The organism is Litchfieldella anticariensis FP35 = DSM 16096, assembly GCF_000409775.1.
Classification (GTDB): domain Bacteria; phylum Pseudomonadota; class Gammaproteobacteria; order Pseudomonadales; family Halomonadaceae; genus Litchfieldella; species Litchfieldella anticariensis.
Window position 1 is genome coordinate 75,991 of sequence record NZ_KE332396.1, and the last position, 25,503, is coordinate 101,493.

Here is a 25,503-nt window from a genome sequence, read left to right on the forward strand (position 1 = left end):
CGGAAAACCGTCATGCCCAAGCGTACCGACATCAAGAGCATCCTGATCATTGGCGCTGGCCCGATCGTCATCGGCCAGGCCTGCGAATTCGACTACTCCGGCGCCCAGGCGTGCAAGGCACTGCGCGAAGAGGGCTACCGGGTCATCCTGGTCAACTCCAATCCGGCCACCATCATGACCGACCCGGCCATGGCTGACGCCACCTACATTGAGCCGATCACCTGGCAGGCGGTTGAGAAGATCATCGAGGCCGAGCGCCCCGCCGCCATCCTGCCCACCATGGGTGGCCAGACCGCGCTCAACTGCGCGCTCGACCTGGACAAGCATGGCGTGCTCCAGAAGTACGGCGTGGAGATGATCGGCGCCAACGCCGACGCCATCAACAAGGCCGAGGACCGCGACCTGTTCGACCAGGCCATGAAGCGCATCGGCTTGGAGTGCCCCAAGGCCGAAGTGGCGCACTCCATGGAGGAGGCCTGGCGCATCCAGGAGTCTCTGGGCTTCCCGGTGATCATCCGCCCCTCCTACACCATGGGCGGCTCCGGCGGCGGCGTGGCCTACAACAAGGAGGAGTTCGAGGAGATCTGCGCCCGCGGCTTCGAGCTCTCCAACAACCACGAGCTGCTGATCGACGAGTCGCTGCTGGGCTGGAAGGAGTATGAGATGGAGGTCGTTCGTGACAAGAACGACAACTGCATCATCGTCTGCTCGATCGAGAACTTCGACCCTATGGGCGTGCATACCGGCGACTCGATCACCGTAGCGCCGGCGCAGACGCTGACCGATAAGGAATACCAGATCATGCGCGACGCCTCGCTGGCGGTGCTGCGCGAGATCGGCGTCGAAACCGGTGGTTCCAACGTGCAGTTCGGCGTCGACCCCGATACCGGGCGCATGGTGGTCATCGAGATGAACCCACGGGTATCGCGTAGCTCGGCATTGGCCTCCAAGGCCACCGGCTTCCCGATCGCCAAGGTGGCCGCCAAGTTGGCGGTTGGCTACACCCTGGATGAACTGCAAAACGATATCACCGGAGGTGCCACGCCGGCTTCCTTCGAGCCGTCGATCGATTACGTCGTTACCAAGATCCCGCGCTTCACTTTCGAGAAGTTTCCCCAGGCCAACGACCGCCTGACCACCCAGATGAAATCGGTGGGTGAGGTGATGGCCATCGGTCGTACCTTCCAGGAGTCGCTGCAGAAGGCGCTGCGTGGCATGGAGACTGGTAACGACGGCCTTGATCCCAAGGTTGCCAGCTTTGATGAGGAAGCCCTTGCCCATATCAAGGGCGAATTGCAGACGCCTGGTGCGGAGCGCATCTTCTATGTCGCCGATGCCATGCGCGCCGGTTTGAGCGTCGATGAGGTCTTCGCCTTGACCAAGATCGACCGCTGGTTCTTGGTTCAGCTCGAGGATCTGGTACGTATCGAGGCTGAGATAAGCCAGCGCTCACTCTCCGAGTTCAGTGCGCGTGAGCTGTTCGCGCTCAAGCGCAAGGGCTTTTCCGACGCGCGTCTGGCCAGCTTGCTGGGTGTTGCCGAGAAGGAATTGCGCAAGACACGTCAGAAATTGGGTATCCGCCCGGTCTACAAGCGTGTCGATACCTGTGCCGCCGAGTTTGCCTCGAGCACCGCCTACATGTACTCCACTTACGAGGAGGAGTGCGAAGCAGAGGTTTCGGACCGCCAGAAGATCATGGTGCTGGGTGGTGGGCCGAACCGTGTCGGGCAGGGAATCGAGTTCGACTACTGCTGCGTGCACGCCGCACTCGCGATGCGCGATGATGGTTATGAGACCATCATGGTCAACTGCAACCCGGAGACTGTTTCCACCGACTATGACACCAGTGATCGCCTCTACTTCGAGCCGGTGACCTTGGAAGACGTGCTGGAGATTGCCGACAAGGAGAATCCGGTCGGAGTCATCGTGCAGTTCGGTGGCCAGACACCGCTCAAGTTGGCCCGTGAACTCGAAGCTGCTGGTGTGCCGATCATCGGCACCACGCCGGACGCCATCGACCGTGCCGAAGATCGTGAACGTTTCCAGCAGATGATCGACAAGCTGGGTCTCAAGCAGCCGCCGAATGCTACTGCGCGCAGCTTCGAGGATGCCTTTGTCAAGGCTGAAGCCATTGGCTATCCGCTGGTAGTGCGTCCCAGTTATGTGCTGGGTGGCCGGGCTATGGAGATTGTCTACACGGCCTCGGAGTTGGAAGGCTATATGACCCATGCGGTGAAGGTCTCCAACGACTCGCCGGTACTACTTGATCATTTCCTAAACGCTGCCATCGAGATCGATATCGATGCCGTCAGCGACGGGGAGCAGGTGGTAATCGGCGGTATCATGCAGCATATCGAACAGGCCGGTGTTCACTCCGGCGATTCGGCCTGTGCCTTGCCACCCTATTCATTGCCAGCGAACGTGCAGGATGAGATGCGCGACCAGGTCAAGCGCATGGCGGTGGAACTGGGTGTGGTGGGGCTGATGAACGTGCAGTTGGCCTGGCAGGATGGTGAGATTTACGTCATAGAGGTCAACCCGCGTGCCTCGCGTACCGTGCCTTTCGTCTCCAAGTGCATCGGAACGTCACTGGCCCAGGTTGCCGCTCGTTGCATGGCTGGTAGGTCACTGGCCTCTCAGGGCTTTGAGCGTGAAATCGTGCCGCACTTTTACAGCGTCAAGGAAGCGGTATTCCCGTTTAACAAATTCCCTGGTGTCGACCCGATTCTGTCGCCGGAAATGAAGTCTACTGGCGAGGTGATGGGCTCGGGGTCCACGTTCGCTGAAGCCTTCTACAAGGCCCAGTTGGGTGCTGGTGAGGCGATCCCTGCTCTCGATGGCGAACGCAAGGCTTTCCTCTCGGTGCGCGATCCGGATAAGGATGGTGTTATCGAGGTGGCGAAATCTTTGTTAGGATTAGGATTCAAACTATGTGCTACTCGCGGGACTGCGGCCGCTCTTGAGGCTGCCGGTCTAGCGGTGGACGTCGTTAACAAGGTCTATGAAGGTCGCCCACACATCGTCGACATGCTCAAGAACGACGAGGTGGCCTATATCGTCAATACCACCGAGGGACGCCAGGCGATCAGCGACTCCTCGGTAATCCGTCGCACGGCCCTTGCCCGCAAGGTACCTTATGCCACGACGTTGGCTGGTGCCCGAGCGGTGTGTATGGCGTTGGAATACGGTAATGAGATTACCGTGCGGCGGTTGCAAGAATTGCATGCAGGAGCGGCACAATGAACAAGGTCCCGATGACCGTCGCAGGTGAAGCCAGATTGCGTGAAGAGCTGGAGCAGCTCAAGAGCGTCGAGCGTCCCAAGGTGATCAATGCTATCGCCGAGGCGCGTGAACATGGCGATCTCAAGGAGAATGCCGAGTACCATGCAGCTCGCGAGCAGCAAGGGTTCATCGAAGGGCGGATCCAGGAGATCGAAAGCAAGCTGTCGGCCGCGCAGGTAATCGACGTCACCAAACTGCCCAAGACGGGTAAGGTAATCTTTGGCGTGACCGTCGAGCTGTGCAATCTGGATACCGATGAAGAAATGCGTTATCGCATCGTCGGCGAGGACGAGGCCGACATTAAGGATGGCAAGATTTCAGTCACCTCGCCTATCGCCCGCGCTCTAATCGGCAAGGAAGAAGGCGATGTGGTGATGGTCAGGACGCCCGGTGGTGAAGTCGAATATGAGATTGGCCGAGTCGAGCATCTTTGACCTTCGGTCAGCTGTAAGCTTCAAGCCGTAAGCTGTAAGAAAACACCTCGTGGCATCAGCCGCGAGGTGTTTGATTTTGCTTACAGCTTATAGCTCTCGACTTACAGCCCTGAGCGTAAGCTCAGTGGCGGCCGTGATGGTCTTCGAAGCGTTTGATATTGGATAGCTTGGGATTGGCCCTGGGATTGGAGCGATAGAGCAACGCCATCTTGCCGATGGTCTGTGCTCGTTCCGCTCCACTTTGGGCAATCAGTTGGTCGAGCACGATGGCACGATCGTCGCGCTCGGTAATGGCCAGTTTGATCTTGATCAGTTCATGATCGTTCAAGGCGCGCTCGAGTTCGGCCAATAGCCCCTCGGAGATACCGTTCTCGGAGACCGTGACCACTGGATCGAGGTGGTGGCCGATGCTGCGGAATGCTTTCTTTTGTGCCTGTGACAAGCTCATGGTATCTTAACGGCTCCGGTTGCGCTGAACGCGTCATGGTACGGTGAAAGTCGCAACGGTGAAAGCACCAACCGCCGTCTCGATGCAGGCCCCTTCCGCAATCCCCGTGATTCCCAGTTTGATACGCAGGTGATGCCGTGGCTCGTGCCTCCAGCTCCAGCAAGCCTTCCGCGTCCCGACGCGGTACCAGCAAGAGCGCTGTCAGTAAAACCAGTGCAAGCTGGCTCAAGGAGCACTTTGACGACCAGTATGTACAGCGCAGTTGGCAGGATGGTTATCGCTCGCGTGCCAGCTATAAGCTGCTCGAGCTTGATGCCAAGGACAAGTTGTTCAAGCCAGGTATGGCGGTGATCGACTTGGGGGCTGCGCCAGGAGGGTGGAGCCAGGTCGCAGCCGAGAAGGTCGGTGATGGTGGGATGGTGATTGCCTCCGATATTCTCGACATGAATGCCGTGGCTGGCGTGGAGTTCATTGTTGGCGATTTCACCGAGCAGGAAGTGCTGGATGCCATTCTCACCACCCTGGGTAATAGGCCAGTAGACCTTGTGATGTCCGATATGGCCCCCAATATGAGTGGTATGGCCGCCATTGATCAGCCTCAGGCAATGTATCTCGTCGAGTTGGCTCTGGATCTGGCGCGTCAGACATTGACGCCAGGAGGCCATTTCCTGGCCAAGGTGTTCCAGGGCGAAGGATTCGATGACTACCTGGCGGAGTTGCGCGGCAGTTTCGCCAAGGTGGCCACTCGCAAGCCGGAGGCTTCGCGCACACGCTCACGCGAAGTTTATCTGCTAGCGCAAGGATTTCGTGGCTAAGCGTCGCTTGGCCGATAGCAATGGGCTAACGAGGCGATAGCCAGACACCCGAGACAGCGTATGGCACATTAGGTCAAGACTGGGATGGATGGATGAACGCCCCCTTGTACTGTAGTGTCGAATTACTAGGCTCATTTGGTAGACCGATTTTTAAAATGAGGGTACTCCCTTGAATGACATGGCGAAGAACCTGATCCTGTGGTTGGTCATCGCAGCAGTACTGCTGACGGTGTTCAACAACTTCAGCGTCGATAGCGCGCCGCAGTCGATGAACTACTCGCAGTTCGTCCAGCAGGTGCAAAACCAGCAGGTTCGTAGCGTGACCATCGATGGTTATACCATCAGCGGTGAGCGCACCGATGGATCGCAGTTCCAGACCATCCGCCCGGCGGCGGATGACCCCAAGTTGATGGATGACTTACTGTCCAACAACGTCACTGTTGTTGGCAAAGAGCCTCAGGAACAGAGTCTGTGGACGCGGCTGTTGATTGCTAGCTTCCCGATTCTGATCATCCTGGCTATTTTCCTGTTCTTCATGCGTCAGATGCAGGGTGGGGCCGGTGGCAAGGGTGGCCCAATGAGCTTTGGCAAGTCCAAGGCCAAGCTGCTGTCCCACGATCAGGTCAAGACGACATTCGCTGATGTGGCCGGCTGCGACGAAGCAAAGGAGGAAGTCGAGGAATTGGTCGACTTCCTGCGTGATCCGAGTAAGTTCCAACGCTTGGGCGGAACCATTCCGCGCGGCGTGTTGATGGTCGGCCCGCCAGGTACCGGTAAGACACTGCTGGCCAGATCCATTGCCGGCGAAGCCAAAGTACCCTTCTTCTCGATTTCCGGTTCCGACTTCGTCGAGATGTTCGTCGGTGTCGGGGCATCCCGTGTACGCGACATGTTCGAGCAGGCCAAGAAGCAGGCGCCGTGCATCATCTTCATCGACGAGATCGATGCCGTGGGCCGTTCGCGTGGTGCTGGCATGGGCGGCGGCAACGATGAGCGTGAGCAGACTCTCAACCAGTTGCTGGTGGAAATGGACGGTTTCGAGGCTAACGAGGGCATCATCGTCATTGCTGCCACCAACCGTCCCGACGTGCTCGATCCGGCACTGTTGCGTCCAGGCCGCTTCGACCGTCAGGTCACCGTGGGGCTGCCTGACATTCGAGGCCGCGAACATATTCTGGGTGTGCACCTGCGCAAAGTGCCGCTGGCCGAGGACGTCAAGCCGCAGTTGATTGCTCGCGGTACTCCAGGGTTTTCCGGTGCCGATCTGGCTAACCTGGTCAACGAGGCGGCGCTGTTTGCGGCACGTCGCAACAAGCGTCTGGTCAGCATGGAAGAACTGGAACTGGCCAAGGACAAGATCATGATGGGCGCCGAGCGCAAGTCGATGGTCATGTCCGAGAAAGAGAAACGCAACACGGCCTATCACGAATCAGGGCATGCCATCATTGGGCTGGTAATGCCCGAGCACGATCCCGTGTACAAGGTGACTATCATACCCCGTGGCCGAGCACTGGGCGTGACCATGTTCTTGCCGGAAGAGGATCGCTACAGCCTCTCGCGTCAGCAGATCATCAGTCAGATTTGCTCACTGTTCGGCGGTCGTATCGCCGAGGAGATGACACTGGGGCCGAATGGCGTCACTACCGGCGCGTCGAACGATATCAAGCGCGCTACCGAGCTGGCGCACAACATGGTCGCCAAGTGGGGCCTGTCCGACGAGATGGGGCCGCTGATGTACGACGAGGACGAGTCGCACCAGTTCCTTGGTGGGCCAGGCAGCGGTGGCAAGCTCAAGTCTGGGGAAACCACCACCAAGCTCGACAAGGAAGTGCGCCGTATCGTCGACGAGTGTTATGCCCAGGCGCGGCAGATCCTCGAAGATAACCGCGACAAGCTGGATACCATGGCCGAAGCGTTGATGATGTACGAAACCATCGATGCCGATCAGCTCAAGGATATTATGGAGGGGCGCAAACCTCGCCCACCCGAGGGCTGGAACGATCCGGGCAGCGGCACGCCGGTGGCTGAAGAGCCAAAGGCTGAGTCACCCTCTGATGTGACGGAGCCGGTCGATGATGGCGACGAGGAAGAGGATGATGACGGCCCGCGCCGCCGGCCTTCCGATCCCTTGGGGGGGCCGGCTGGTCACTGACCTCGATGGATGTCGCAAGCGAAGGCGCCCGCATCGGGCGCCTTCTTGCACCATGGTTAGGTGCTGTTTACAGTGAATGTTTTTTGCGAGTGGCATCGGTCTTCGCCCAAGAGCGTGCGAGTGGCAGATGTCTCATCGGTAGGATCCACCTTCATGAATGATTCCCCGACAACGGCTCCCTTGCACTGTGGCCGACATCGGCTCGATTTGTCCTACCCCAGAGTGATGGGGATTCTCAACGTCACGCCCGACTCCTTCTCCGATGGCGGTCAACATACCTTGCTCGATGACGCCCTGCGCCATGCCGAGCGAATGCTGGCCGAAGGTGCAGCGATCATCGATGTAGGAGGAGAATCGACGCGTCCTGGGGCTTCGCCGGTTTCGCCACAGCAGGAACTGGATCGTGTGGCACCAGTGGTCGAGCATCTGGTCCGTGAACTCGATGCCCTGGTCTCGGTGGATACCAGTGCGCCAGAGGTGATGCGAGAGGTGTCTCGTCTGGGGGCTGGCATGCTCAATGACGTGCGCGCACTGAGGCGCGAGGGTGCCCTGCAGGCGGCTGCTTGCAGCGGTTTGCCGGTGTGCTTGATGCACATGATTGGCGAGCCTGGGGACATGCAACAGGCGCCGCACTATGATGTGGATATCGAGGATGCGGTGTTGACCTTTCTCGACGAGAGGATTGCTGCCTGCGAGTCGGCCGGGTTGCGCCGTTCGCGTTTGATCCTCGATCCGGGCTTTGGCTTTGGCAAGACCGTCGAACACAATCTGCGTCTGCTCAATCGCATGGACCAGTTGAAGATATTGGGATTGCCATTGCTAGCCGGTATGTCACGCAAGAGCATGATCGGGAAAGTGTTGGAGCGACCGGTGGAAGAGCGTTTGGCTGGAGGGTTGGCACTGGCCGCCTTGGCCGTCGAGCGTGGCGCGCGGATTCTGCGTGTTCATGATGTTGGGCCCAGCGTGGATGCGGTCGATATGACCTGGGCCGTACTACAAGAAGGCTTGGAGCCATGACAAGACGTTATTTTGGTACTGACGGCATTCGCGGTACCGTTGGCGAATATCCCATTACCGCGGACTTCATGCTCAAACTGGGCTGGGCCATGGGGCGGGTCCTCGCTCGAAAGGGACGGGCCAAGGTGCTGATCGGCAAGGATACTCGGATTTCCGGTTACATGTTTGAATCAGCGCTGGAAGCGGGGTTGTCGGCGGCGGGTGTCGATGTATCGTTGCTGGGGCCGATGCCGACGCCTGGCATTGCCTATCTGACTCGGACTTTCCGGGCCGATGCCGGGATCGTTATTTCGGCCTCTCACAATCCTTTTGCCGACAACGGCATCAAGTTCTTTTCCGCTGAGGGCACCAAGCTCGATGACGGTATTGAAGCGCGTATCGAGGAAGAGCTCGATAAGCCCCTGACCACAGTGGCCAACGATGCGCTGGGAAAGGCGGTACGCATTAGCGACGCGCCGGGGCGTTATATCGAATTCTGCAAATCGACGATCCCCGATCGGGTCAGTCTGCATGGACTCAAGATTGTGCTCGACTGTGCCCATGGTGCTACCTATCACATCGCCCCCAGCGTGTTCCGTGAATTGGGCGCCGAGGTCAGCCTGATCGGTGCTACACCCGATGGCTTGAATATCAATCAGCAAGTGGGCTCGACCCATCCCTCCAGCTTGCGAGCGGCGGTGATCGGGGCTGGAGCCGATCTCGGTATCGCCTTGGATGGTGACGGTGACCGGGTGCTGCTGGTGGATGCCGACGGCCGCGAGGTCGATGGTGACGATATCCTGTTCCTGATCGCCCGGGACCGACATGCGCGTGGTGAGCTTGGGGGGGGGGTGGTAGGTACCTTGATGTCCAATTTTGGTCTGGCCGCCGCACTTGAAGAGATGGGGGTGCCTTTCGAGCGTGCGCAGGTCGGTGATCGATATGTAACTGAGCGCCTGGTTGCCAATGGCTGGCAGCTCGGAGGTGAATCCTCGGGACACATCGTCTGTGGTCATGTGCAGACCACCGGTGACGGCATTGTCTCGGCGCTCCAGGTCGTGGCGATCATGGTGCGTGAGGGTGTGTCGCTAGCCCGGCTGCTGGAAGGGTTCGAGAAGGCTCCACAGGCGCTTGTCAACGTGCGCTTGACCCCCGATGTCGATCGGATCGCGTTGATGGCCAGTGATGACTTGAAACGCTCTGTGGCGGCAGTAGAGGCCGAACTGGGTGATGAGGGGCGTGTGCTGTTGCGGCCCTCAGGTACCGAACCGCTGATCCGTGTGATGGTCGAAGGGCGGCCACACCTGGATGTCAGGGGGTTGGCTCAGCGTATCGCCGATGATGTCGAAGCGTTGCTGACATGAGCGCATGCCTCGCGAGGTCGAGGCATCGAGTCGAAGGATAGTCGCTTCGGTTGCCATGAGTTGGTTGTCATGCTAGGAGCGCTCCTATACCATTTCGCTCCACCTTGAGAGGGGATTGCTTATGCGGACGGCGCTGATTGCCGGCAACTGGAAGATGAACGGGTCATTGGCGCTGGTCGAGCGTTTCGCTCAAGCCTTTGTCGAGACACGTATGCCGGCAGGTGTCGAAGTGGCATTGATGGTACCGTCACCTTACCTGGATGCAGCACGGCAGGCATTTGGTGGTACGCTGGTGGCGACGGGGGCTCAAACGTTGCACTCGGAATCTGGTGGCGCCTTCACCGGCGAGGTGAGCGGCTCAATGCTCGCCGAGTTCGGGGCACGCTATGTGCTGGTCGGCCACTCCGAGCGGCGTACCCTGTTCCACGAGGATGATGCCGCAGTGCTGGCGCGGGTCAAGGCAGCGCTTGCTGTGGACCTGGTCCCTATCTTGTGTGTCGGTGAGAGCCTGACTGAACGCGAAGCCAACCGCACCGAGGCCATTGTGTTGGGGCAGGTGGCGGCGGTTTTTGACGTTCTTGAGCCCTCCGAGCGGGAACGAATGCTCATCGCCTATGAACCGGTATGGGCCATCGGTACCGGCAAGACAGCTTCCCCGGAGCAGGCACAGGCAGTGCATGCGGCGATTCGTGCCCGGCTCAAGGAATATGATGCAGCGTTGGCTGCAGGTACACGTTTGTTGTACGGCGGTAGCATGAAGGCCGCCAATGCCGCGGAACTGCTTGCCCAGCCGGATATCGACGGCGGCCTGGTGGGCGGTGCTTCGCTACAAATCGACGATTTTCTAGCCATTTGCCAGTCAGCAGGTTGAATCCATGCAAGTTGCCATCCTTATGATCCATGTGGCGATCGCTATCGCCTTGATTGCTCTCGTCCTGCTGCAGCAGGGCAAGGGAGCCGAAGCTGGAGCCGCCTTCGGTGGTGGAGCTTCCCAGACCGTGTTTGGCTCACGTGGCAGTGGCAGTTTTCTGTCCAAACTGACCGCAGTGCTTGCAGCGGCGTTTTTCGTGACCTCCATGGCGCTGGCATATTTTGCCTCTGAGACTGGTCAGGCGCCCAAGGCTGGTATCCCAGATGCGCGCTTGATCGAACAGCAGCAAAACGGGGTGCCGACCCTTGACGAGGAGTCAAAGGACGTGGATAATGCCGCGCCAGTGCTGGAGGAAAGCGGCAGCTGATGTTGCCGCTTTTCGATGCATCCCCCGATGCCGAAGTGGTGGAATTGGTAGACACGCTATCTTGAGGGGGTAGTGACCTTATGGTCGTGCGGGTTCAAGTCCCGCCTTCGGCACCAACTGAATGCTATATGTTTGTGGGTATTCAGTGCAAGATTGGCACTCCGGCGATGCCTCGCATTCTTGACGGAATCGTGAGTCTCTCGTATAATCGCCGACCTGTAATGATGCGGGGTGGAGCAGTCTGGTAGCTCGTCGGGCTCATAACCCGAAGGTCATCGGTTCGAATCCGGTCCCCGCTACCATTTCGCCGAAGTCGTTGCCTTGTCGAGGGGCCTCGGTGGATGGTGTGAAAGGTTTCTTGTAAAAGGCCCCTTCCAGTGAAGGGGCTTTTTGTTAGCAGCTCATCTGTTGACCGTTCAGGTGTTAACAGCAATGCCAATCAGCCACCTAGCTTTTTCATGAACTCCTGGCCAGGTGCCTGATGCAACGGCTGTAGGAGTCTTCGTCTGTGGCAATCAAGGACGTGGCGCTATATGCGCTCATCGAGCCAGTGGTGACATCCATGGGCTTCGAACTCTGGGGAATAGACTATCTTTCCCAGGGTAAACATTCTCGACTGGTGGTCTTTATCGACAGCCCCGAAGGTGTATCGGTGGAAGATTGCGCCAGTATCAGCCGACAAGTGAGCGCCGTGCTCGATGTCGAGGATCCGATTGCCGGCGAATATCGCCTGGAAGTGTCCTCGCCTGGAATGGACCGTCCTCTGTTCACCCTCGACCATTTTGCGCGCTTCAAGGGTCACGTGGTTGCTCTGAAATTGCGAGCGCCCTTCGATGGTCGGCGCAAGTTTCAGGGGCTGTTGGCTGGGATCGAAGGTGACGAGGTGCTGTTGCAGCTCGACGGCGAAGAGTACTGCTTTCCCATTGATACCATCGATCAGGCGCGAGTTGTGCCTCAGTTTGATGACTAAGATCGATGCATAAGGACTGGTTTTCTGGCGAGGCAAAGGCATGAGCAAAGAGATTCTGATGGTCGTTGACGCCATCTCGAATGAAAAGGGCGTGCCCCGTGACGTGATTTTCGAGGCAGTGGAAGCCGCTCTGGCGAGCGCTTCCCGTAAGCGTTTCGAGGGCCAGGAAGTCAGCGTCCGGGTCAAGATCGATCGCTCGACAGGCGATTATGAAACCTTCCGACGCTGGGTGGTCGTTGAAGACGATGAGTTCGAGAACCCGGATGCTGAGATCAAGCAGTCGTTTGCTGAGCGTCGCGATCCACCGCTGAGTTTGGGCGATGTGGTCGAAGAGCATATCGAGAACGCGGCGTTCGGTCGTATCGCGGCGCAGACGGCCAAACAAGTCATCGTTCAGAAAGTGCGCGAGGCCGAGCGTGCCGAAGTGGTACGGCAGTATGCCGAGCGTGAGAGTGAACTGGTCGCCGGTATCGTAAAGAAGACCACCCGGGATGGGTTGATCATCGATCTGGGGGATAACGCTGAAGCCTTTTTACCACGTAGCGAGATGATCCCCGGCGAACGCTATCGCATGAATGAGCGCGTGCGGGCTTTGCTGGTCAAGGTTGATGCCGATGCGCGGGGTGCTCAGTTGATTCTGTCGCGAACCTGCCCTGAACTGATCATCGAGTTGTTCAAGATCGAAGTGCCGGAGATCGCCGAGCAACTCATCGAAATCAAGGGCGCGGCACGTGATCCCGGTTCACGTGCCAAGATCGCCGTCAAAACCAACGACAAGCGTATCGACCCGGTAGGTGCGTGCGTCGGTATGCGCGGCTCACGCGTGCAGGCAGTCTCTACCGAGCTGCGCAACGAGCGCGTTGACATCATTCTGTGGGATGACAATCCCGCGCAGTTGGTGATAAACGCCATGGCGCCGGCGGATGTGGCCTCGATCCTCGTCGATGAAGACACACACTCCATGGACGTCGCCGTTGCTGAGGACAATCTCGCACAAGCCATTGGGCGTAGTGGACAGAACGTGCGTCTGGCTTCTGAGCTGACCGGGTGGAAGCTCAACGTGATGACCGAGGAAGAAGCGGAAGGCAAGCGCGAGCAGGAGATTGACAGCCTGGTCGAGCACTTCATCCAGCACTTGGAAATCGATGAAGAACTGGCACGGGTACTGGTCGACGAGGGTTTTACCTCGCTCGAGGAGATTGCCTATGTGCCACTTGAGGAGATGCTCGAGATCGAGGACTTCGACGAGGATCTCGTCGAGGAACTACGGGCGCGCGCCAAGGACGAGCTGTTGAACCTGGCGATCGCTTCCGAAGAGCAGCTCGATGGCGCTCAGCCTGCCGATGATCTGCTCGAAATGGAAGGGATGGAACGTCACCTGGCCTTTATTCTGGCCAGCCGGGGCATCGTCACTATGGAGGATCTTGCCGAGCAGTCCGTTGATGATCTCAAGGACATCGAGGGCGTGGACGAGGAGCGCGCTGCGGCACTGATCATGACTGCCCGTGCGCCTTGGTTCGAGAGCGAACAGTAAACAGGTCACGGGCTCAGGAGGGTCGTAATGTCAGAAATGACCGTGAAAGATTTTGCAGCCAAGGTGGGGCGAGAAGTGCCTCGCCTGCTGGAACAGATGAAGGAAGCGGGTCTGCCTCACAAGTCAGAGGCCGATGCCGTGTCCGAGGAAGACAAGCAGTGTCTGCTCGACCACCTTACCAAAAGCCATGGTGGCGGTCGTGGTCCCAAGAACCGTATCACCCTGACGCGTAAAACCAAGAGTCGTATCCGGACCGGTGAGCGTGGCAAGACTATCGAGGTGCAGGTACGCAAGAAGCGCACCTACGTCAAGCGTGCTGAAGAGGAACAAGCGCCGACCGAACCTCAGGCAGAGGAAACCGGTCCGCGTCAGCTCGTAGGTGACATGGCCGATTCGCAGCAGGCTCAAGCCGAAGCTGAGCAGGCGGCCAAGGCTGAGGCCGAAGCCAAAGCGGCCGAGGAGCGTGCCCGCGAGGAAGCGGCCAAAGCCGAGCAAGCTAAAGCGAAAGCTGAGCAGCAGGCCAAGCCTGAGCAGAAGGCCAAGCCTGAGCAAGCCAAGGCCCACACAGCTAAGGCGCCCCGTCCGGAGCCTGAGCTCGAGGTTCCTGTGCCGGAGCTAGACGGACAGCCGTCCGAGCAGCCGCCGGCGCCACCCAAGGAAGGGCGAAGCGATCGCCGCACTGCACCGCCGAAGAAGGCAGCGGCCAAGAAAGGTCGTCATGGTGGGCGTGACGATGACGATGATCGTGGTGACCGCGATGAGCGTCGCCGTGGCGGTAAGAAAGTCAAACGTGCCGAGCGCCGCGGGAGTCGTCGTGGTGGACGCGATGCAGGTGGTGGCAAGCATGGCTTCCAGAAGCCGACTCAGCCGATCGTCCGTGAGGTGTCCATTCCTGAGTCGATCAGCGTCGCTGACTTGGCCGACAAGATGTCGATCAAGGCGAACGAAGTCATCAAGACCATGTTCACCATGGGTGCAGCGGTGACCATCAACCAGACCATCGATCAGGACACCGCGGCCATCGTGGTCGAGGAGATGGGGCACAAGCCCAAGCTGGTCAAGGACGATGCGCTGGAGACCGAGGTGCTCGAGGGTATCTCCTACGAAGGCGAAGAGATCTCCCGTGCGCCGGTCGTAACCGTGATGGGACACGTTGACCACGGCAAGACCTCGCTGCTCGACTATATCCGCCGCACCAAGGTGGCTACCGGGGAGGCTGGGGGAATTACCCAGCATATCGGGGCCTATCACGTCGAACACGAGAATGGCGATATCACCTTCCTCGATACCCCGGGGCACGCGGCCTTTACCGCCATGCGTGCTCGTGGCGCCCAGGCCACGGACGTGGTGATTCTGGTGGTGGCCGCCGATGACGGTGTGATGCCACAGACCATCGAAGCCGTCGAGCATGCTAAGGCTGCCGGGGTGCCGCTGGTGGTGGCAGTCAACAAGATCGACAAGCAGGGCGCTGATCCGGACCGGGTCAAGAACGAGCTATCCCAGCATGAGGTGATTTCCGAGGAGTGGGGCGGCGATACTCAGTTCGTGCATGTTTCCGCCAAAACCGGGGAAGGCATTGACGGACTGCTCGAGGCCGTATTGCTGGTCGCCGAGGTGCTCGAGCTCAAGGCAGTACCCGAAGCGCCTGGCAAAGGAGTCGTAGTCGAGTCGCGCCTCGATAAGGGGCGTGGCCCCGTGGCAACCGTGCTGGTCCAGAACGGTACCCTGAAGAAGGGGGATATCGTGCTTGCCGGCTTGCACTACGGCCGTGTGCGGGCGCTGACCAATGAACTCGGTCAGCAGGTCGAGAAAGTCGGTCCGGCGATGCCAGTGGAAATTCAGGGGCTGGACGGGACTCCCGACGCTGGTGACGACTTCATGGTCGTCGCTGACGAGAAGAAGGCGCGTGAAGTGGCCAACTTCCGTCAGGGCAAGTATCGCGAAGTGCGCTTGGCGCGCCAGCAGAAGGCCAAGCTGGAGAACATGTTCAGCCAGATGGGCCAGGACGAGGCAGCCAAGGTCAATATTGTCCTCAAGGCCGACGTGCAAGGCTCGCTGGAAGCAATCAAAGGTGCACTCGAGGAGCTCTCCACCGACGAGGTGCAGGTCGCCGTGGTGTCTTCCGGGGTTGGTGGCATCACCGGTACCGATGCCAACCTGGCACTGGCCAGTGATGCCATCGTGGTCGGCTTCAACGTGCGTGCCGATGCGTCCGCCCGCGAGATCATCGAGCGCGAAGGATTGGACTTGCGCTATTACAGCGTCATCTACCAGCTGATCGACGAGGTCAAGCAAGCCATGAGTGGCATGCTGGCACCGGAATGGAAGGAAGAGATCATTGGTGTGGCCGAGGTACGCGATGTCTTCCGGGCGCCCAAGATCGGTGCCGTGGCTGGCTGCATGGTGGTCGAGGGCACCGTCCATCGCAACAAGAAGATTCGTGTGTTGCGCGACAATGTGGTGATCTTCGAAGGCGAGTTGGAGTCTCTGCGTCGCTTCAAGGATGACGTCAATGAAGTGCGTAACGGCATGGAGTGTGGCATCGGCGTCAAGAACTACAATGATGTCCAGGCGGGCGACAAGATCGAGGTATTCGATCAAGTCAAAGTCGAGCGTAGCCTGTAGGCCACCTAGGAGCGACGTCCATGCGTGAGTTCAAGCGTACCGACCGGGTCGCCGATCAGCTGCAACAGGAGTTGGCGGTGCTGATCCAGCGCGAGGTCAAGGACCCGCGCCTGGGCATGGTCACCGTCAGCGGGGTCACGGTCAGCCGTGATCTCGGCTATGCGGATGTCTACATAACGCTGCTCGGGGAGAATGACCCCGAGCGCATCCAAGACAACCTCAAGGTGCTCAGGCGTGCCGCAGGCTTCCTGCGCACCCAGGTGGCCCGACGCATCAAGCTGCGCCATGTGCCGGAGTTGCGCTTTCATTACGATGAGAGCGTGGTCCGCGGTCAGCGTTTGTCGTCACTGATTGAAGAGGCGGTGGCCAGCGACCGTGCTCGTCAAGGTGATGACGAGCCGGAGAATGGCGATGATGAGGGTCCGCGTTAATGGCACGTCGGCGTCGTGGCTTGCCGGTGAATGGTGTGTTGCTGCTTGATAAGCCCCAAGGGGTATCGAGTAATCAAGCACTGCAGCGCGTGCGTCGGTTATATCAGGCTCAGAAAGCCGGGCACACCGGCACTCTGGATCCGATGGCAACTGGTCTGCTACCGGTCTGTTTTGGTGAGGCAACCAAGTTTTCCTCCCATCTGATCGAGGCCGATAAGGTCTATCGCACCCGTGCCAGGCTGGGAGAGGTGACCGATACCGGCGATGCCGAGGGACAGGTGCTCGAGCGCTTGCCGGTACCGCGTCTCGACGAGGCTGATTTGCAGGGTGTCCTGAGCCGTTTTCGTGGCGAAATCGAGCAGGTGCCGCCGATGTATTCGGCTCTCAAGCACCAGGGGCGTCCGCTTTACGAATTGGCCCGGGAAGGCAAGACGATCGAGCGTGCAGTTCGGCGCGTTAAGGTTTATGATACGCGCCTTCTGTCGCACTGTGACAATGACTTCGAATTTGAAGTGTCGTGCAGCAAGGGCACCTACATTCGCACCCTGGCCGAAGACATCGGCCGGGATTTAGGCTGTGGGGCGCATATCACCGCGCTGCGTCGACTGCGCACCGGACCCTTCGATGCCAGTGGCATGCATACAGTGGAGAGCCTGGAGGCGTTACCCGATCAGGCCGCTCGCGAAGCGCTATTGCTGCCGATGGACGTGCTGGTTGCGCACTTGCCGGTGATTACCGTCGAGGATGCGCAAGCCGAGCGTCTCTTGCATGGACAGCCGGCTCGTGCCGATACCGATGGGTTGGAGCCAGATAGTTTGGCACGACTCTACTGTGACGAGGCCTTTATGGGCCTGGCCACGGTCAAGGCGGTGGGAGAAGTTGCTCCTCGCCGCCTGTTGAGTACCTCCTCCTGTAAGGGGGAGTAATGTGGTAGAGAAAGTGGGGACTGCAAATATGCGTGGTCTCCGACATTCATCATTCAGGCATATTGCTTACTGGAGAAACAGATGGCATTGACCGCTGAGAAAAAGGCCGAGATCGTCAAGGAATTCGGCCGTGGCGAAAACGATACCGGTTCCCCTGAAGTCCAGGTGGCCCTGCTGAGCGCCAACATCGATGGCCTTCAGGATCACTTCAAGACCAACAAGCAGGATCACCACTCGCGTCGTGGCCTGATCCGTATGGTCAACCAGCGCCGCAAGCTGCTCGACTACCTCAAGCGTAAGGACTTTGAGCGCTATCAGTCGCTGATTCAGCGTCTGGGTCTGCGTCGCTGATAGACAGTCCCCATCAAGGGTAGCGCTTGGCGTCTGCTTTGGGCCCTCGGACCATCCTTGGGCTCTCGAACAAGCAACCTCTCGGGGTTGCTTGTTCTTTTTGTGCACTAGCGGTGGCTCTTGCCCCGGCGAACTCCTAAAATGGTCGCCGAGTCAAAACGACCCATACATGAAATCGACAAGGTAAAGGATGTCCACCGTGAATCCGGTCAAGAAAACATTCCAGTACGGTCGTAGTGCCGTCACTCTCGAAACGGGCCGTGTCGCTCGTCAAGCCACCGGCGCCGTTCAGGTAACCATGGATGACACCGTGGTGCTTTGCACCGTGGTCGGCAAGAAGGAGCTCAAGCCGGGCCAAGACTTCTTCCCGTTGTCCGTACATTATCAGGAAAAGACCTACTCGGTAGGTAAGATTCCCGGTGGCTTCTTCAAGCGCGAAGGGCGTCCCACGGAAAAGGAAACCCTGACGTCGCGGCTGATCGATCGCCCGATCCGTCCCCTATTTCCCAAGGGCTTCATGAATGAGGTCCAGGTCATCTGTACCGTCTTGTCTGCCGATCGTAATCAGGATCCGGACATCGCCGCAATGCTCGGCACCTCGGCAGCATTGGCTATCTCTGGGCTGCCGTTCAATGGGCCCATCGGTGCCGCTCGTGTCGGCTTCCATGAAGATAAGGGGTATTTCCTCAATCCTAGCGTCGAAGAACTCACCGGCTCTGAATTGGACATGGTCGTCGCTGGCACCGAGAAGGCTGTGTTGATGGTTGAATCCGAGGCCAAGGAACTCTCGGAAGACGAGATGCTGGGCGCGGTGCTTTACGCGCACCAGGAGATGCAGGTCGCTATCAAGGCGATCAATGAGCTGGTGTCGGAAGCCAGTAAGCCCAAGTGGGACTGGCAACCGCCCGCCGAGAATACTGAGCTCAAGAATGCCATCAAGACTGGCTTCGAAGCCAAAGTTGGCGATGCCTATCGCATCACTGACAAGATGGCCCGACAGGACGCCCTGACTGCGCTCAAGCAAGACGCTATCGCGCAGCTTGCTGGTGAGGGCGAGGGTCAGTTCGAAGCTGAAGAAGTGGCCGGTGCTTTCGCTAGCCTGGAGAAGCGGGTGGTGCGTTCCCGTGTCATCAATGGCGAACCGCGTATCGACGGTCGTGACCACAAGACCGTGCGTCCGCTGGATATCAGCGTTGGCCTGTTGCCCAAGACCCACGGTTCAGCACTGTTCACCCGTGGTGAAACTCAGGCGATGGTCATCGCCACCCTAGGCACGCTGCGTGATGCGCAGTTGATTGAGTCCTTGGAGGGTGAGCGCAAGGATCGCTTCCTGCTGCACTACAACTTCCCACCGTATTGCGTCGGTGAAGCTGGCTTCATGGGTGGCCCCAAGCGTCGTGAGATCGGTCATGGACGTTTGGCGCGTCGCGGTGTGCAGGCCATGTTGCCGGAAGAAGATGATTTCCCCTACACCATTCGCGTGGTATCAGAGATCACCGAGTCCAACGGCTCCAGCTCGATGGCTTCGGTCTGTGGCACCTCTCTTGCTTTGATGGATGCCGGGGTACCGCTCAAGGCTCCTGTGGCCGGTATCGCTATGGGGTTGGTCAAGGACGATGAAAAATTCGCCGTGCTGACCGATATCCTTGGCGACGAGGATCATTTGGGCGACATGGACTTCAAGGTGGCCGGTTCTGCAGCAGGTGTGACCGCCTTACAGATGGACATCAAGATCGAGGGGATCAACGAGGAGATCATGGAGACTGCCCTGCAGCAGGCTCACGAGGCTCGCCTGCATATCCTCACTGAGATGAACCAGGTGATTAGCCAGAGCCGTAGCGAGCTCTCCGAGAACGCGCCCTCCATGGCTACCATCAAGATCGACCCGGAGAAGATCCGCGACGTGATCGGCAAGGGCGGTGCTACCATTCGCAAGATCTGCGAGGACACTGGCGCTTCCATCGATCTCGACGACGACGGTACCGTGCGCATATACGCTGAGGATAAAGCTTCGGCCAAGAAGGCTATCGATACCGTACTGTCGATTACTGCAGAGGCCGAGATAGGTAAGCTGTACAAGGGTAAGGTGGTGCGTATTGCTGACTTTGGTGCCTTCGTCAACATCATGCCGGGCACCGATGGTCTGGTGCACATCTCGCAGATTGTGCCCGAACGGGTCAACGACGTACGCGATTACCTTAATGAGGGTGATGAGGTGATCGTCAAGGTGCTCGATATCGACAACCGTAACCGCGTCAAGCTCTCGATCAAGGAAATCACACCGGAAGAGAAGGCCGAGTTCGAGGCTTCCGAGGTGACGGTCGAATAACGCTCGATCTTGTTGGTGGAACGAAAATGCCCGCGACAGTGTCGCGGGCATTTTTCTATGCGGGATATAGCTGGCGTAAGGGTTAGCGTTCGATAGCCAGTGCCACACCTTGACCGCCACCAATACATAGGGTGGCCAGGCCTTTTTTGGCATCACGGGCGATCATTTCGTGCAGTAGGGTTACCAACACACGGCAGCCGGAAGCACCGATGGGGTGACCCAAGGCGATGGCACCACCATTGACGTTGATCTTGCTGGTGTCCCAACCGAGTTCCTTGTTCACCGCAAGCGCCTGTGCAGCAAAGGCTTCGTTGGCTTCGATCAGTTCCAGATCGTCGAAGCTCCAACCGGCACGCTCCAAGCAGCGGCGAGTCGCCGGGGCAGGGCCGATGCCCATGATAGAAGGATCGACGCCAGCGTTGGCGTAGGCCTTGATATAGGCCAGAGGTGTCAGTCCCAGTGACTTGGCTTTCTCGGCGGAGCAGAGCATGGTGATGGCGGCACCGTCGTTGATCGTGGAGGCGTTGCCGGCAGTAATGGTGCCATCTTTCTTGAAGGCCGCTCTCATGCCGGCCAGTTTCTCGGCGGTGGTACCGGCGCGCGGACCTTCATCCGTATCGAAGACGAGGGGGGCTCCCTTGCGTTGCGGGATTTCTACCGGCACGATCTGGCCCTTGAACTTACCACCTTCGATGGCGGCGCTGGCCTTCTGCTGCGAGGCGGCAGCAAACTCATCCATCTCTTCACGGGTAATACCGTACTTCGCGGCCAGGTTCTCGGCGGTGATTCCCATGTGATAGTCGTTGAAAGCATCCCATAGGCCGTCATGAACCATGGAATCGAGCGCCTTCCAGTCTCCCATTCGCTGGCCGGTGCGTGAGTTGGGCAACACATGGGGGGCCAACGACATGTTCTCCTGACCTCCAGCCAGGATCAGCTCGGCATCGCCACAACGGATCGCTTGGGTGGCCAGATGCAAGGCTTTCAGCCCTGAGCCACAGACCTTGTTGATGGTCATGGCCGGTACGGCGTCCGGTAGGCCGGCCTTGATGGCTGCCTGGCGAGCTGGGTTCTGTCCGACACCGGCGGTCAGTACTTGGCCAAGCAGCACCTCATCGATCTGATCACTGGCGACACCGGTTTGCTCGAGGATGTCCTTGATGACGAGAGCACCCAAGTCACTGGCGGGAATACCGGAGAGCGACCCTCCGAAGGTACCGATAGCGGTACGGCGAGCCGCGACAATCACCACGTCTTGCATAAGAGACTCCTCGATACTGGACTATGGACTTCCTAGCATAGGTGAGCCTTGTGCACCGCGGCAATGCCAACTGACAAAGTCTTGGCAATTCGGCCTATTCTCAATCCATTGCCGCTTTCGGAAACCGTTAGGCGAACTGGACGGGAATCGCATGACTGGTGTGGCTGATCGCATTCCCTTCCTGCAGGTAGACCAGTGCCGGCTGATGGTCGTCCAGTTCGGCTTCACTGTAGTGAGCGTAACTGCAAATGATGACGCGATCACCGGCGCTGGCCAGATGGGCAGCGGCGCCATTGACCGAAATGATTCTGGAGCCTTCTTCACCACGAATGGCATAGGTGGTGAATCGTTGACCATTCTCGACGTTGTAGATTTGAATCTGTTCGTTCTCGCGGATTCCCGCCAGGTCGAGAAGTTCGCCGTCGATGGCGCAGGAACCTTCGTAGTTGAGGACGGCATGTGTGACACGGGCCATATGTAGCTTGGCCTTGAGCATGATGGTGTACATGGCGTTTGGCTCTTCCTTATCTTCTTCGCCGCGTTAGCGCGGCAAACTAACAGTCAGGTTGTCGATCAGGCGTGCTGGCCCTAGACGGGCTGCCACGAGAATCACTGCATCGGTATCGTTCTTCTCGTCGAGTGGTCGCAGATTAAGGGGGTGGCGGACTTCGAGGTAGTCTGGGTCGAAGCCACGCTCGGCAAGCCGTGATAGGCCGTCGTCGATGGCCTGTTGGGCGGGTTGGCCGGCTTGCAAGGCGTCCCGTACCTCGCACAAGGTGCGATACAGGCCTGGGGCCTTGGCGCGCTCCTCGGCACTCAGATAGCCATTGCGCGAGGACAGCGCCAGGCCATCCTCAGCGCGCACAATGGGTACGCCGACAATCTCGATGGGGAAATGCAGGTCGGCTACCAGTTGGCGAATCACCGCCAACTGCTGGTAATCCTTTTCGCCAAAGCAGGCTACGTCCGGCTGCACCAGGTTGAACAGCATGGCGACGATGGTGGCTACACCGTCGAAGTGGCCGGGCCGGCTACCGCCGCATAACCCCTCGCTTACACCACGAACGCTGATACGAGTCTGGGACTCGAACCCGCGAGGATACAAGGTGGCGGTATCTGGTGCGAACAACAGGTCGCATCCAGCCGCTTCTAGCCCGGCTTGATCCTCGGCCAAGGTGCGTGGATATTTGTCGAGGTCTTCATTCGGTCCGAACTGAAGCGGATTGACGAAGATAGTGGCCACTACCAGATCCGCTCGGGCCCGGGCCGACTCGATCAAGGCCAAGTGGCCGGCATGCAGGTTGCCCATGGTCGGCACCAAAGCGATGCGATGCCCCTGTCGCCGGGCATCGCCCAAGGCCTGTCGAAGGTCAGCAATGGCGTGGATCGTACGCATCAGAAACAATGCTCCTCGGCGGGGAAGCGCCGGGCCTTGACGTCCTCGTGGTAGCGGCGGAATGCCCCCGCTATGTCGTCAGTCTCAGCCAGGAAGTTTTTGACGAAGCGCGGTGTGCGGCCGTGGGTGACGCCGAGCACATCGTGCATCACCAGAATCTGGCCATCTACATCCGGTCCCGCACCGATACCGATCACCGGGACCGACACCGCTTCGCTCACGGCGCGGCCCAGGTCGGCAGGTACGCATTCGAGCAGGACCAACGAGGCACCAGCGTCGACCAGGGTACAGGCATCGGCAATGATCTGTTCGGCTCGTTCGGTCTCGCGGCCTTGTACCTTGTAGCCGCCGAGTTGATAGACCGTCTGGGGTGTCAAACCAAGATGAACGCACACTGGTACCCCACGGCGAGTTAGTTCGCGGATGTCGTCAGCCATCCAGGCTTCACCTTCGACCTTGATCAACTCGGCGCCAGCACGCATCAACTCACCAGCATCCAGCAACAGCCGTTCCAGGCTTGCATTGCTCATGAACGGCAGATCGACCATCAACAGACTGTTTCCCTTGCCCCGCGCCACACAGCGGGTGTGGTAACAGACGTCAGCGAGAGTGACGGGAAGGGTGCTGTGATGGCCCTGAAGTACCATCCCCAGGGAATCACCGACCAGAAGTACTTCAATGCCCGCGTCACTGGCCGTGCGAGCAAAGGTGGCATCATAGGCAGTCAAACAACTGAAGGATTCACCAGCTTGCTTGTAGGCTTGCAGTGTACTCAAGGTAACCGTTTTCATAGGCGCTCGATCTCATCGTTCTTGTGCAGACGGCCATGCTGGATGGATTCCGTGGCCATCAGGCTGGCGCGTTAGGACTCGAACTGTTACGCAGGTTGTTACCTCTAATCCAGGGAAGTGTGGATCGGTAACAAAATTCGGACAACTCTACCTTTAGGGTAACAACACTCGCAAGTCATCTTGTGCATGGTCTCCCGCTAGGCTGGCGATGTCACGCCCATCGGGTAGACGCAACGTCGGTGCCAGTTCTGCCAACGGTATCAGGACAAAGCCGCGGGTGCTCATTTGCGGATGGGGGACTCGCAGGCGGGGCAGTTCGATTCGAGCATTGTCGTAGAGTAGCAGGTCGAGATCCAGCGTGCGGGGCCCCCAGTGGCGCTTGCGTTGGCGACCATGACGTTGCTCCAAGGCTTGAAGCTGATCGAGCAGTGCAAGCGGAGATAGTCGGGTATCGAGGGCAGCGACAGCATTGATGAAGTCAGGCTGGTCCTGAGGACCCACTGGCCGGCTGGCATAGAGACGTGAATGGGCGACCAGATGGCTTAGCGGCAAGTGTTCCAGCTCGACCAAGGCGCGGTTGATCTGATTGCGAGGTGACTCGAGGTTGCTACCTAAGCCGATATAGACGCGATGATCGTGTGGGTCAGTCATGATGCCCAAGTGAGGAAGGTGCCCGGCGACGGCGTTTGCGTGGGCGGCGTTTGCGGCTTCCATTGCTTGCTTGATCGTCGCCAAGTTTGCTCAGCATGCGGTGTTGCTCATGATCGTCGGCATTCTGGAAGGCTGTCCACCATTGACCAAGTCCTGGTTCGATCTCACCGGCTTCCTCGCGCAGTAGAAGGAAATCGTAGGCGGCCCGGAAGCGTGGATGCTCGCGTGTCTGGATGGCCCGTTTGCCGCGGCGCTTGGGCAAACGTTGCTGCAAGTCCCAGATGTCACGCATCGGCATGCTGAAACGCTTGGGGATCGAGATATGCTGCAATTGACGAGATACGGCTTGTTGCGAGGCGGCCTGCAAGGCGGGGATGGGCGGCATGCCTTCGGCCTGGATGGCTTCCATGCGCCGAGTCACACCGGGCCACAACAGAGCGGCGAACAAAAAGGCCGGTGTCACTGGCCGCTCCTCACGAATGCGCGTATCGGTATTAGCCAGGGCGCGTTCGATCAGGGATTCGGCCCAGGGTAACTCTGCCATGGCCTCTTCGGCTTCGGGAAACAACATCTCAAACAGGCCGTAGGTACGCAGAGCATGAAAAGTATCGACAGCGTGGCCAGCCAGGAACAGCTTGAGTATTTCATCGAACAGACGTGCTGGAGGGATCCGCAGCAGCAATGGAGCCAACTCGCGGATCGGGGCTTCAGTCGCGTCAGCGAGGCGGAAGTCAAGCTTGGTGGCGAAGCGGATAGCACGCAGCATACGCACCGGATCTTCGCGATAGCGCGTTTCAGGGTCGCCGATCAGGCGTAGGGTACGTGACTCGATGTCGCGCACGCCATTGGCCCAGTCATGGATCGAGAAATCCGCGATATTGTAGTAGAGCGCATTGACAGTGAAGTCACGACGCAGTGCATCTTCCTCGATGTTACCCCAGACGTTGTCGCGCAGTAGTAGGCCATCTTCGGACCTGTGGGCCAGGTGCTCGCCGTGGTCGTCATTGGGCTTACCGCGGAACGTCGTGACCTCGATGACTTCACGACCGAAACGTACGTGAACGATGCGAAATCGACGGCCAATGATGCGCGAGTTGCGGAACAGGTCCTGTAGTTGCCCGGGGGTGGCGTTGGTGGCGACATCGAAGTCCTTGGGCACCTTACCGAGCAATGAATCGCGAATACAGCCGCCGACCAGATAGGCCTCGAAGCCAGCATTGTGCAGACGGTAAAGTACCTTCAGGGCCGCTTCACTGAATAACTTGCGTGAAACGGGGTGCTCCTCGCGGGGAATGATTCGAAGGCCGGGTCCGTCACTGGAGCCGTCCTGGCTGCCGAGAAATGTCTTCAATCGTTCACCGGGGCGTTGGAGAAAGCGTGCAAATCCTTTGAACATGCAGCGATATCGACTCGCTATGTCATAAAACTTCAAGTGTAGCCGACTGCCGACACCTTGGGAACCATTGTGTCGCAGGAGGCATACCTTCCCTATTGTCTGTGTCGAGGGTG

At 58.8% G+C, this 25,503-nt stretch carries 22 protein-coding genes and 2 tRNA genes; 17 read left to right on the forward strand and 7 right to left on the reverse strand.

All coding sequences use genetic code 11. From position 1 onward, the window contains the following. Positions 1–12 precede the first annotated feature (12 nt). The gene (gene carB, locus L861_RS22760) at positions 13–3,243 is read left to right on the forward strand and encodes a carbamoyl-phosphate synthase large subunit (protein ID WP_016419026.1); all 3,231 of its coding nucleotides are present in this window, start codon (positions 13–15) and stop codon (positions 3,241–3,243) included. Continuing rightward, positions 3,240–3,716 (forward strand): transcription elongation factor GreA, encoded by a 477-nt coding sequence (gene greA, locus L861_RS22765; protein ID WP_016419027.1) that lies wholly within the window; start codon positions 3,240–3,242, stop codon positions 3,714–3,716. Before carB ends, greA begins: the two co-directional genes overlap by 4 nt. A gap of 121 nt (positions 3,717–3,837) precedes the next feature. Here the strand turns inward: greA and L861_RS22770 are convergent, their stop codons facing one another. Beyond that, positions 3,838–4,164, reverse strand: a complete 327-nt coding sequence (locus tag L861_RS22770) for a YhbY family RNA-binding protein (protein ID WP_016419028.1) — start codon at positions 4,162–4,164, stop codon at positions 3,838–3,840. A 137-nt stretch (positions 4,165–4,301) separates the two neighbouring features. Here L861_RS22770 and rlmE point away from each other — a divergent pair, with 137 nt between their 5' ends. The 15 genes from rlmE to pnp all read left to right on the forward strand — a co-directional run bounded on the left by rlmE (position 4,302) and on the right by pnp (position 19,895). After that, entirely contained in the window at positions 4,302–4,979 is a 678-nt protein-coding gene (rlmE, locus tag L861_RS22775) for a 23S rRNA (uridine(2552)-2'-O)-methyltransferase RlmE (RefSeq protein WP_016419029.1), read from the forward strand. Between the two features lie 169 nt (positions 4,980–5,148). Further along, entirely contained in the window at positions 5,149–7,131 is a 1,983-nt protein-coding gene (gene ftsH / locus L861_RS22780) for an ATP-dependent zinc metalloprotease FtsH (protein WP_027947792.1), read from the forward strand. A 153-nt stretch (positions 7,132–7,284) separates the two neighbouring features. After that, positions 7,285–8,148: a dihydropteroate synthase gene (folP, locus tag L861_RS22785; RefSeq protein ID WP_016419031.1), complete on the forward strand. Its 864-nt coding sequence runs from the start codon at positions 7,285–7,287 to the stop codon at positions 8,146–8,148. Continuing rightward, on the forward strand, positions 8,145–9,491 hold the full coding sequence (glmM, locus tag L861_RS22790; protein ID WP_016419032.1) for a phosphoglucosamine mutase: 1,347 nt from the start codon (positions 8,145–8,147) through the stop codon (positions 9,489–9,491). The genes folP and glmM overlap by 4 nt, the downstream gene beginning before the upstream one ends. Before the next feature lie 121 nt (positions 9,492–9,612). Further along, positions 9,613–10,362, forward strand: coding sequence for a triose-phosphate isomerase (gene tpiA, locus L861_RS22795; protein ID WP_016419033.1), 750 nt, complete (start codon positions 9,613–9,615; stop codon positions 10,360–10,362). Positions 10,363–10,366: 4 nt separating this feature from the next. Next, positions 10,367–10,729, forward strand: a complete 363-nt coding sequence (secG, locus tag L861_RS22800) for a preprotein translocase subunit SecG (protein WP_016419034.1) — start codon at positions 10,367–10,369, stop codon at positions 10,727–10,729. A 29-nt stretch (positions 10,730–10,758) separates the two neighbouring features. Further along, positions 10,759–10,845, forward strand: a tRNA-Leu gene (locus L861_RS22805). Positions 10,846–10,954: 109 nt separating this feature from the next. Continuing rightward, positions 10,955–11,031 (forward strand) — tRNA-Met (locus L861_RS22810). Between the two features lie 206 nt (positions 11,032–11,237). Beyond that, the gene (gene rimP, locus L861_RS22815) at positions 11,238–11,699 is read left to right on the forward strand and encodes a ribosome maturation factor RimP (RefSeq protein ID WP_016419035.1); all 462 of its coding nucleotides are present in this window, start codon (positions 11,238–11,240) and stop codon (positions 11,697–11,699) included. A gap of 40 nt (positions 11,700–11,739) precedes the next feature. Next, the gene (nusA, locus tag L861_RS22820) at positions 11,740–13,233 is read left to right on the forward strand and encodes a transcription termination factor NusA (RefSeq protein WP_016419036.1); all 1,494 of its coding nucleotides are present in this window, start codon (positions 11,740–11,742) and stop codon (positions 13,231–13,233) included. 27 nt (positions 13,234–13,260) lie between these two features. Further along, positions 13,261–15,858, forward strand: a complete 2,598-nt coding sequence (gene infB / locus L861_RS22825) for a translation initiation factor IF-2 (RefSeq protein WP_016419037.1) — start codon at positions 13,261–13,263, stop codon at positions 15,856–15,858. A 20-nt stretch (positions 15,859–15,878) separates the two neighbouring features. Next, positions 15,879–16,289 (forward strand): 30S ribosome-binding factor RbfA, encoded by a 411-nt coding sequence (gene rbfA, locus L861_RS22830; protein WP_016419038.1) that lies wholly within the window; start codon positions 15,879–15,881, stop codon positions 16,287–16,289. Then, a complete protein-coding gene (gene truB / locus L861_RS22835; protein ID WP_016419039.1) occupies positions 16,289–17,215 on the forward strand; it encodes a tRNA pseudouridine(55) synthase TruB in 927 nt (308 codons plus the stop codon). Before rbfA ends, truB begins: the two co-directional genes overlap by 1 nt. 81 nt (positions 17,216–17,296) lie before the next feature. Then, positions 17,297–17,566: a 30S ribosomal protein S15 gene (gene rpsO / locus L861_RS22840; protein ID WP_016419040.1), complete on the forward strand. Its 270-nt coding sequence runs from the start codon at positions 17,297–17,299 to the stop codon at positions 17,564–17,566. A gap of 199 nt (positions 17,567–17,765) precedes the next feature. Continuing rightward, a complete protein-coding gene (gene pnp, locus L861_RS22845) occupies positions 17,766–19,895 on the forward strand; it encodes a polyribonucleotide nucleotidyltransferase (RefSeq protein WP_016419041.1) in 2,130 nt (709 codons plus the stop codon). 82 nt (positions 19,896–19,977) lie between these two features. Here pnp and L861_RS22850 read toward each other — a convergent pair whose 3' ends face one another. The 6 genes from L861_RS22850 to pcnB all read right to left on the reverse strand — a co-directional run bounded on the left by L861_RS22850 (position 19,978) and on the right by pcnB (position 25,390). Further along, positions 19,978–21,156: an acetyl-CoA C-acetyltransferase gene (locus tag L861_RS22850; RefSeq protein WP_016419042.1), complete on the reverse strand. Its 1,179-nt coding sequence runs from the start codon at positions 21,154–21,156 to the stop codon at positions 19,978–19,980. A 127-nt stretch (positions 21,157–21,283) separates the two neighbouring features. Continuing rightward, positions 21,284–21,664, reverse strand: a complete 381-nt coding sequence (gene panD, locus L861_RS22855) for an aspartate 1-decarboxylase (RefSeq protein WP_016419043.1) — start codon at positions 21,662–21,664, stop codon at positions 21,284–21,286. 33 nt (positions 21,665–21,697) lie between these two features. Continuing rightward, the gene (gene panC / locus L861_RS22860) at positions 21,698–22,552 is read right to left on the reverse strand and encodes a pantoate--beta-alanine ligase (RefSeq protein WP_016419044.1); all 855 of its coding nucleotides are present in this window, start codon (positions 22,550–22,552) and stop codon (positions 21,698–21,700) included. Next, the gene (gene panB, locus L861_RS22865; protein WP_016419045.1) at positions 22,552–23,343 is read right to left on the reverse strand and encodes a 3-methyl-2-oxobutanoate hydroxymethyltransferase; all 792 of its coding nucleotides are present in this window, start codon (positions 23,341–23,343) and stop codon (positions 22,552–22,554) included. The genes panC and panB overlap by 1 nt, the downstream gene beginning before the upstream one ends. Positions 23,344–23,496: 153 nt before the next feature. Beyond that, entirely contained in the window at positions 23,497–23,994 is a 498-nt protein-coding gene (gene folK / locus L861_RS22870; protein ID WP_016419046.1) for a 2-amino-4-hydroxy-6-hydroxymethyldihydropteridine diphosphokinase, read from the reverse strand. Beyond that, positions 23,987–25,390 carry a polynucleotide adenylyltransferase PcnB gene (pcnB, locus tag L861_RS22875; RefSeq protein ID WP_016419047.1) on the reverse strand — a complete coding sequence of 468 codons (1,404 nt, stop codon included), beginning with the start codon at positions 25,388–25,390 and terminating at the stop codon, positions 23,987–23,989. The genes folK and pcnB overlap by 8 nt, the downstream gene beginning before the upstream one ends. Between the last annotated feature and the right edge of the window lie 113 nt (positions 25,391–25,503).

What these genes read in the sequence shown, in the direction of transcription:
- rpsO (WP_016419040.1), top strand. Translation starts at nt 17,297, where the DNA reads ATGGCATTGACCGCTGAGAAAAAGGCCGAGATCGTCAAGGAATTCGGC.
- truB (WP_016419039.1), top strand. Translation starts at nt 16,289, where the DNA reads ATGGCACGTCGGCGTCGTGGCTTGCCGGTGAATGGTGTGTTGCTGCTT.
- carB (WP_016419026.1), top strand. Translation starts at nt 13, where the DNA reads ATGCCCAAGCGTACCGACATCAAGAGCATCCTGATCATTGGCGCTGGC.
- secG (WP_016419034.1), top strand. Translation starts at nt 10,367, where the DNA reads ATGCAAGTTGCCATCCTTATGATCCATGTGGCGATCGCTATCGCCTTG.
- folP (WP_016419031.1), top strand. Translation starts at nt 7,285, where the DNA reads ATGAATGATTCCCCGACAACGGCTCCCTTGCACTGTGGCCGACATCGG.
- greA (WP_016419027.1), top strand. Translation starts at nt 3,240, where the DNA reads ATGAACAAGGTCCCGATGACCGTCGCAGGTGAAGCCAGATTGCGTGAA.
- tpiA (WP_016419033.1), top strand. Translation starts at nt 9,613, where the DNA reads ATGCGGACGGCGCTGATTGCCGGCAACTGGAAGATGAACGGGTCATTG.
- nusA (WP_016419036.1), top strand. Translation starts at nt 11,740, where the DNA reads ATGAGCAAAGAGATTCTGATGGTCGTTGACGCCATCTCGAATGAAAAG.
- panC (WP_016419044.1), bottom strand. Translation starts at nt 22,552, where the DNA reads ATGCGTACGATCCACGCCATTGCTGACCTTCGACAGGCCTTGGGCGAT.
- panD (WP_016419043.1), bottom strand. Translation starts at nt 21,664, where the DNA reads ATGTACACCATCATGCTCAAGGCCAAGCTACATATGGCCCGTGTCACA.
- L861_RS22770 (WP_016419028.1), bottom strand. Translation starts at nt 4,164, where the DNA reads ATGAGCTTGTCACAGGCACAAAAGAAAGCATTCCGCAGCATCGGCCAC.
- folK (WP_016419046.1), bottom strand. Translation starts at nt 23,994, where the DNA reads ATGACTGACCCACACGATCATCGCGTCTATATCGGCTTAGGTAGCAAC.
- L861_RS22850 (WP_016419042.1), bottom strand. Translation starts at nt 21,156, where the DNA reads ATGCAAGACGTGGTGATTGTCGCGGCTCGCCGTACCGCTATCGGTACC.
- glmM (WP_016419032.1), top strand. Translation starts at nt 8,145, where the DNA reads ATGACAAGACGTTATTTTGGTACTGACGGCATTCGCGGTACCGTTGGC.
- panB (WP_016419045.1), bottom strand. Translation starts at nt 23,343, where the DNA reads ATGAAAACGGTTACCTTGAGTACACTGCAAGCCTACAAGCAAGCTGGT.
- pcnB (WP_016419047.1), bottom strand. Translation starts at nt 25,390, where the DNA reads ATGTTCAAAGGATTTGCACGCTTTCTCCAACGCCCCGGTGAACGATTG.
- rbfA (WP_016419038.1), top strand. Translation starts at nt 15,879, where the DNA reads ATGCGTGAGTTCAAGCGTACCGACCGGGTCGCCGATCAGCTGCAACAG.
- infB (WP_016419037.1), top strand. Translation starts at nt 13,261, where the DNA reads ATGTCAGAAATGACCGTGAAAGATTTTGCAGCCAAGGTGGGGCGAGAA.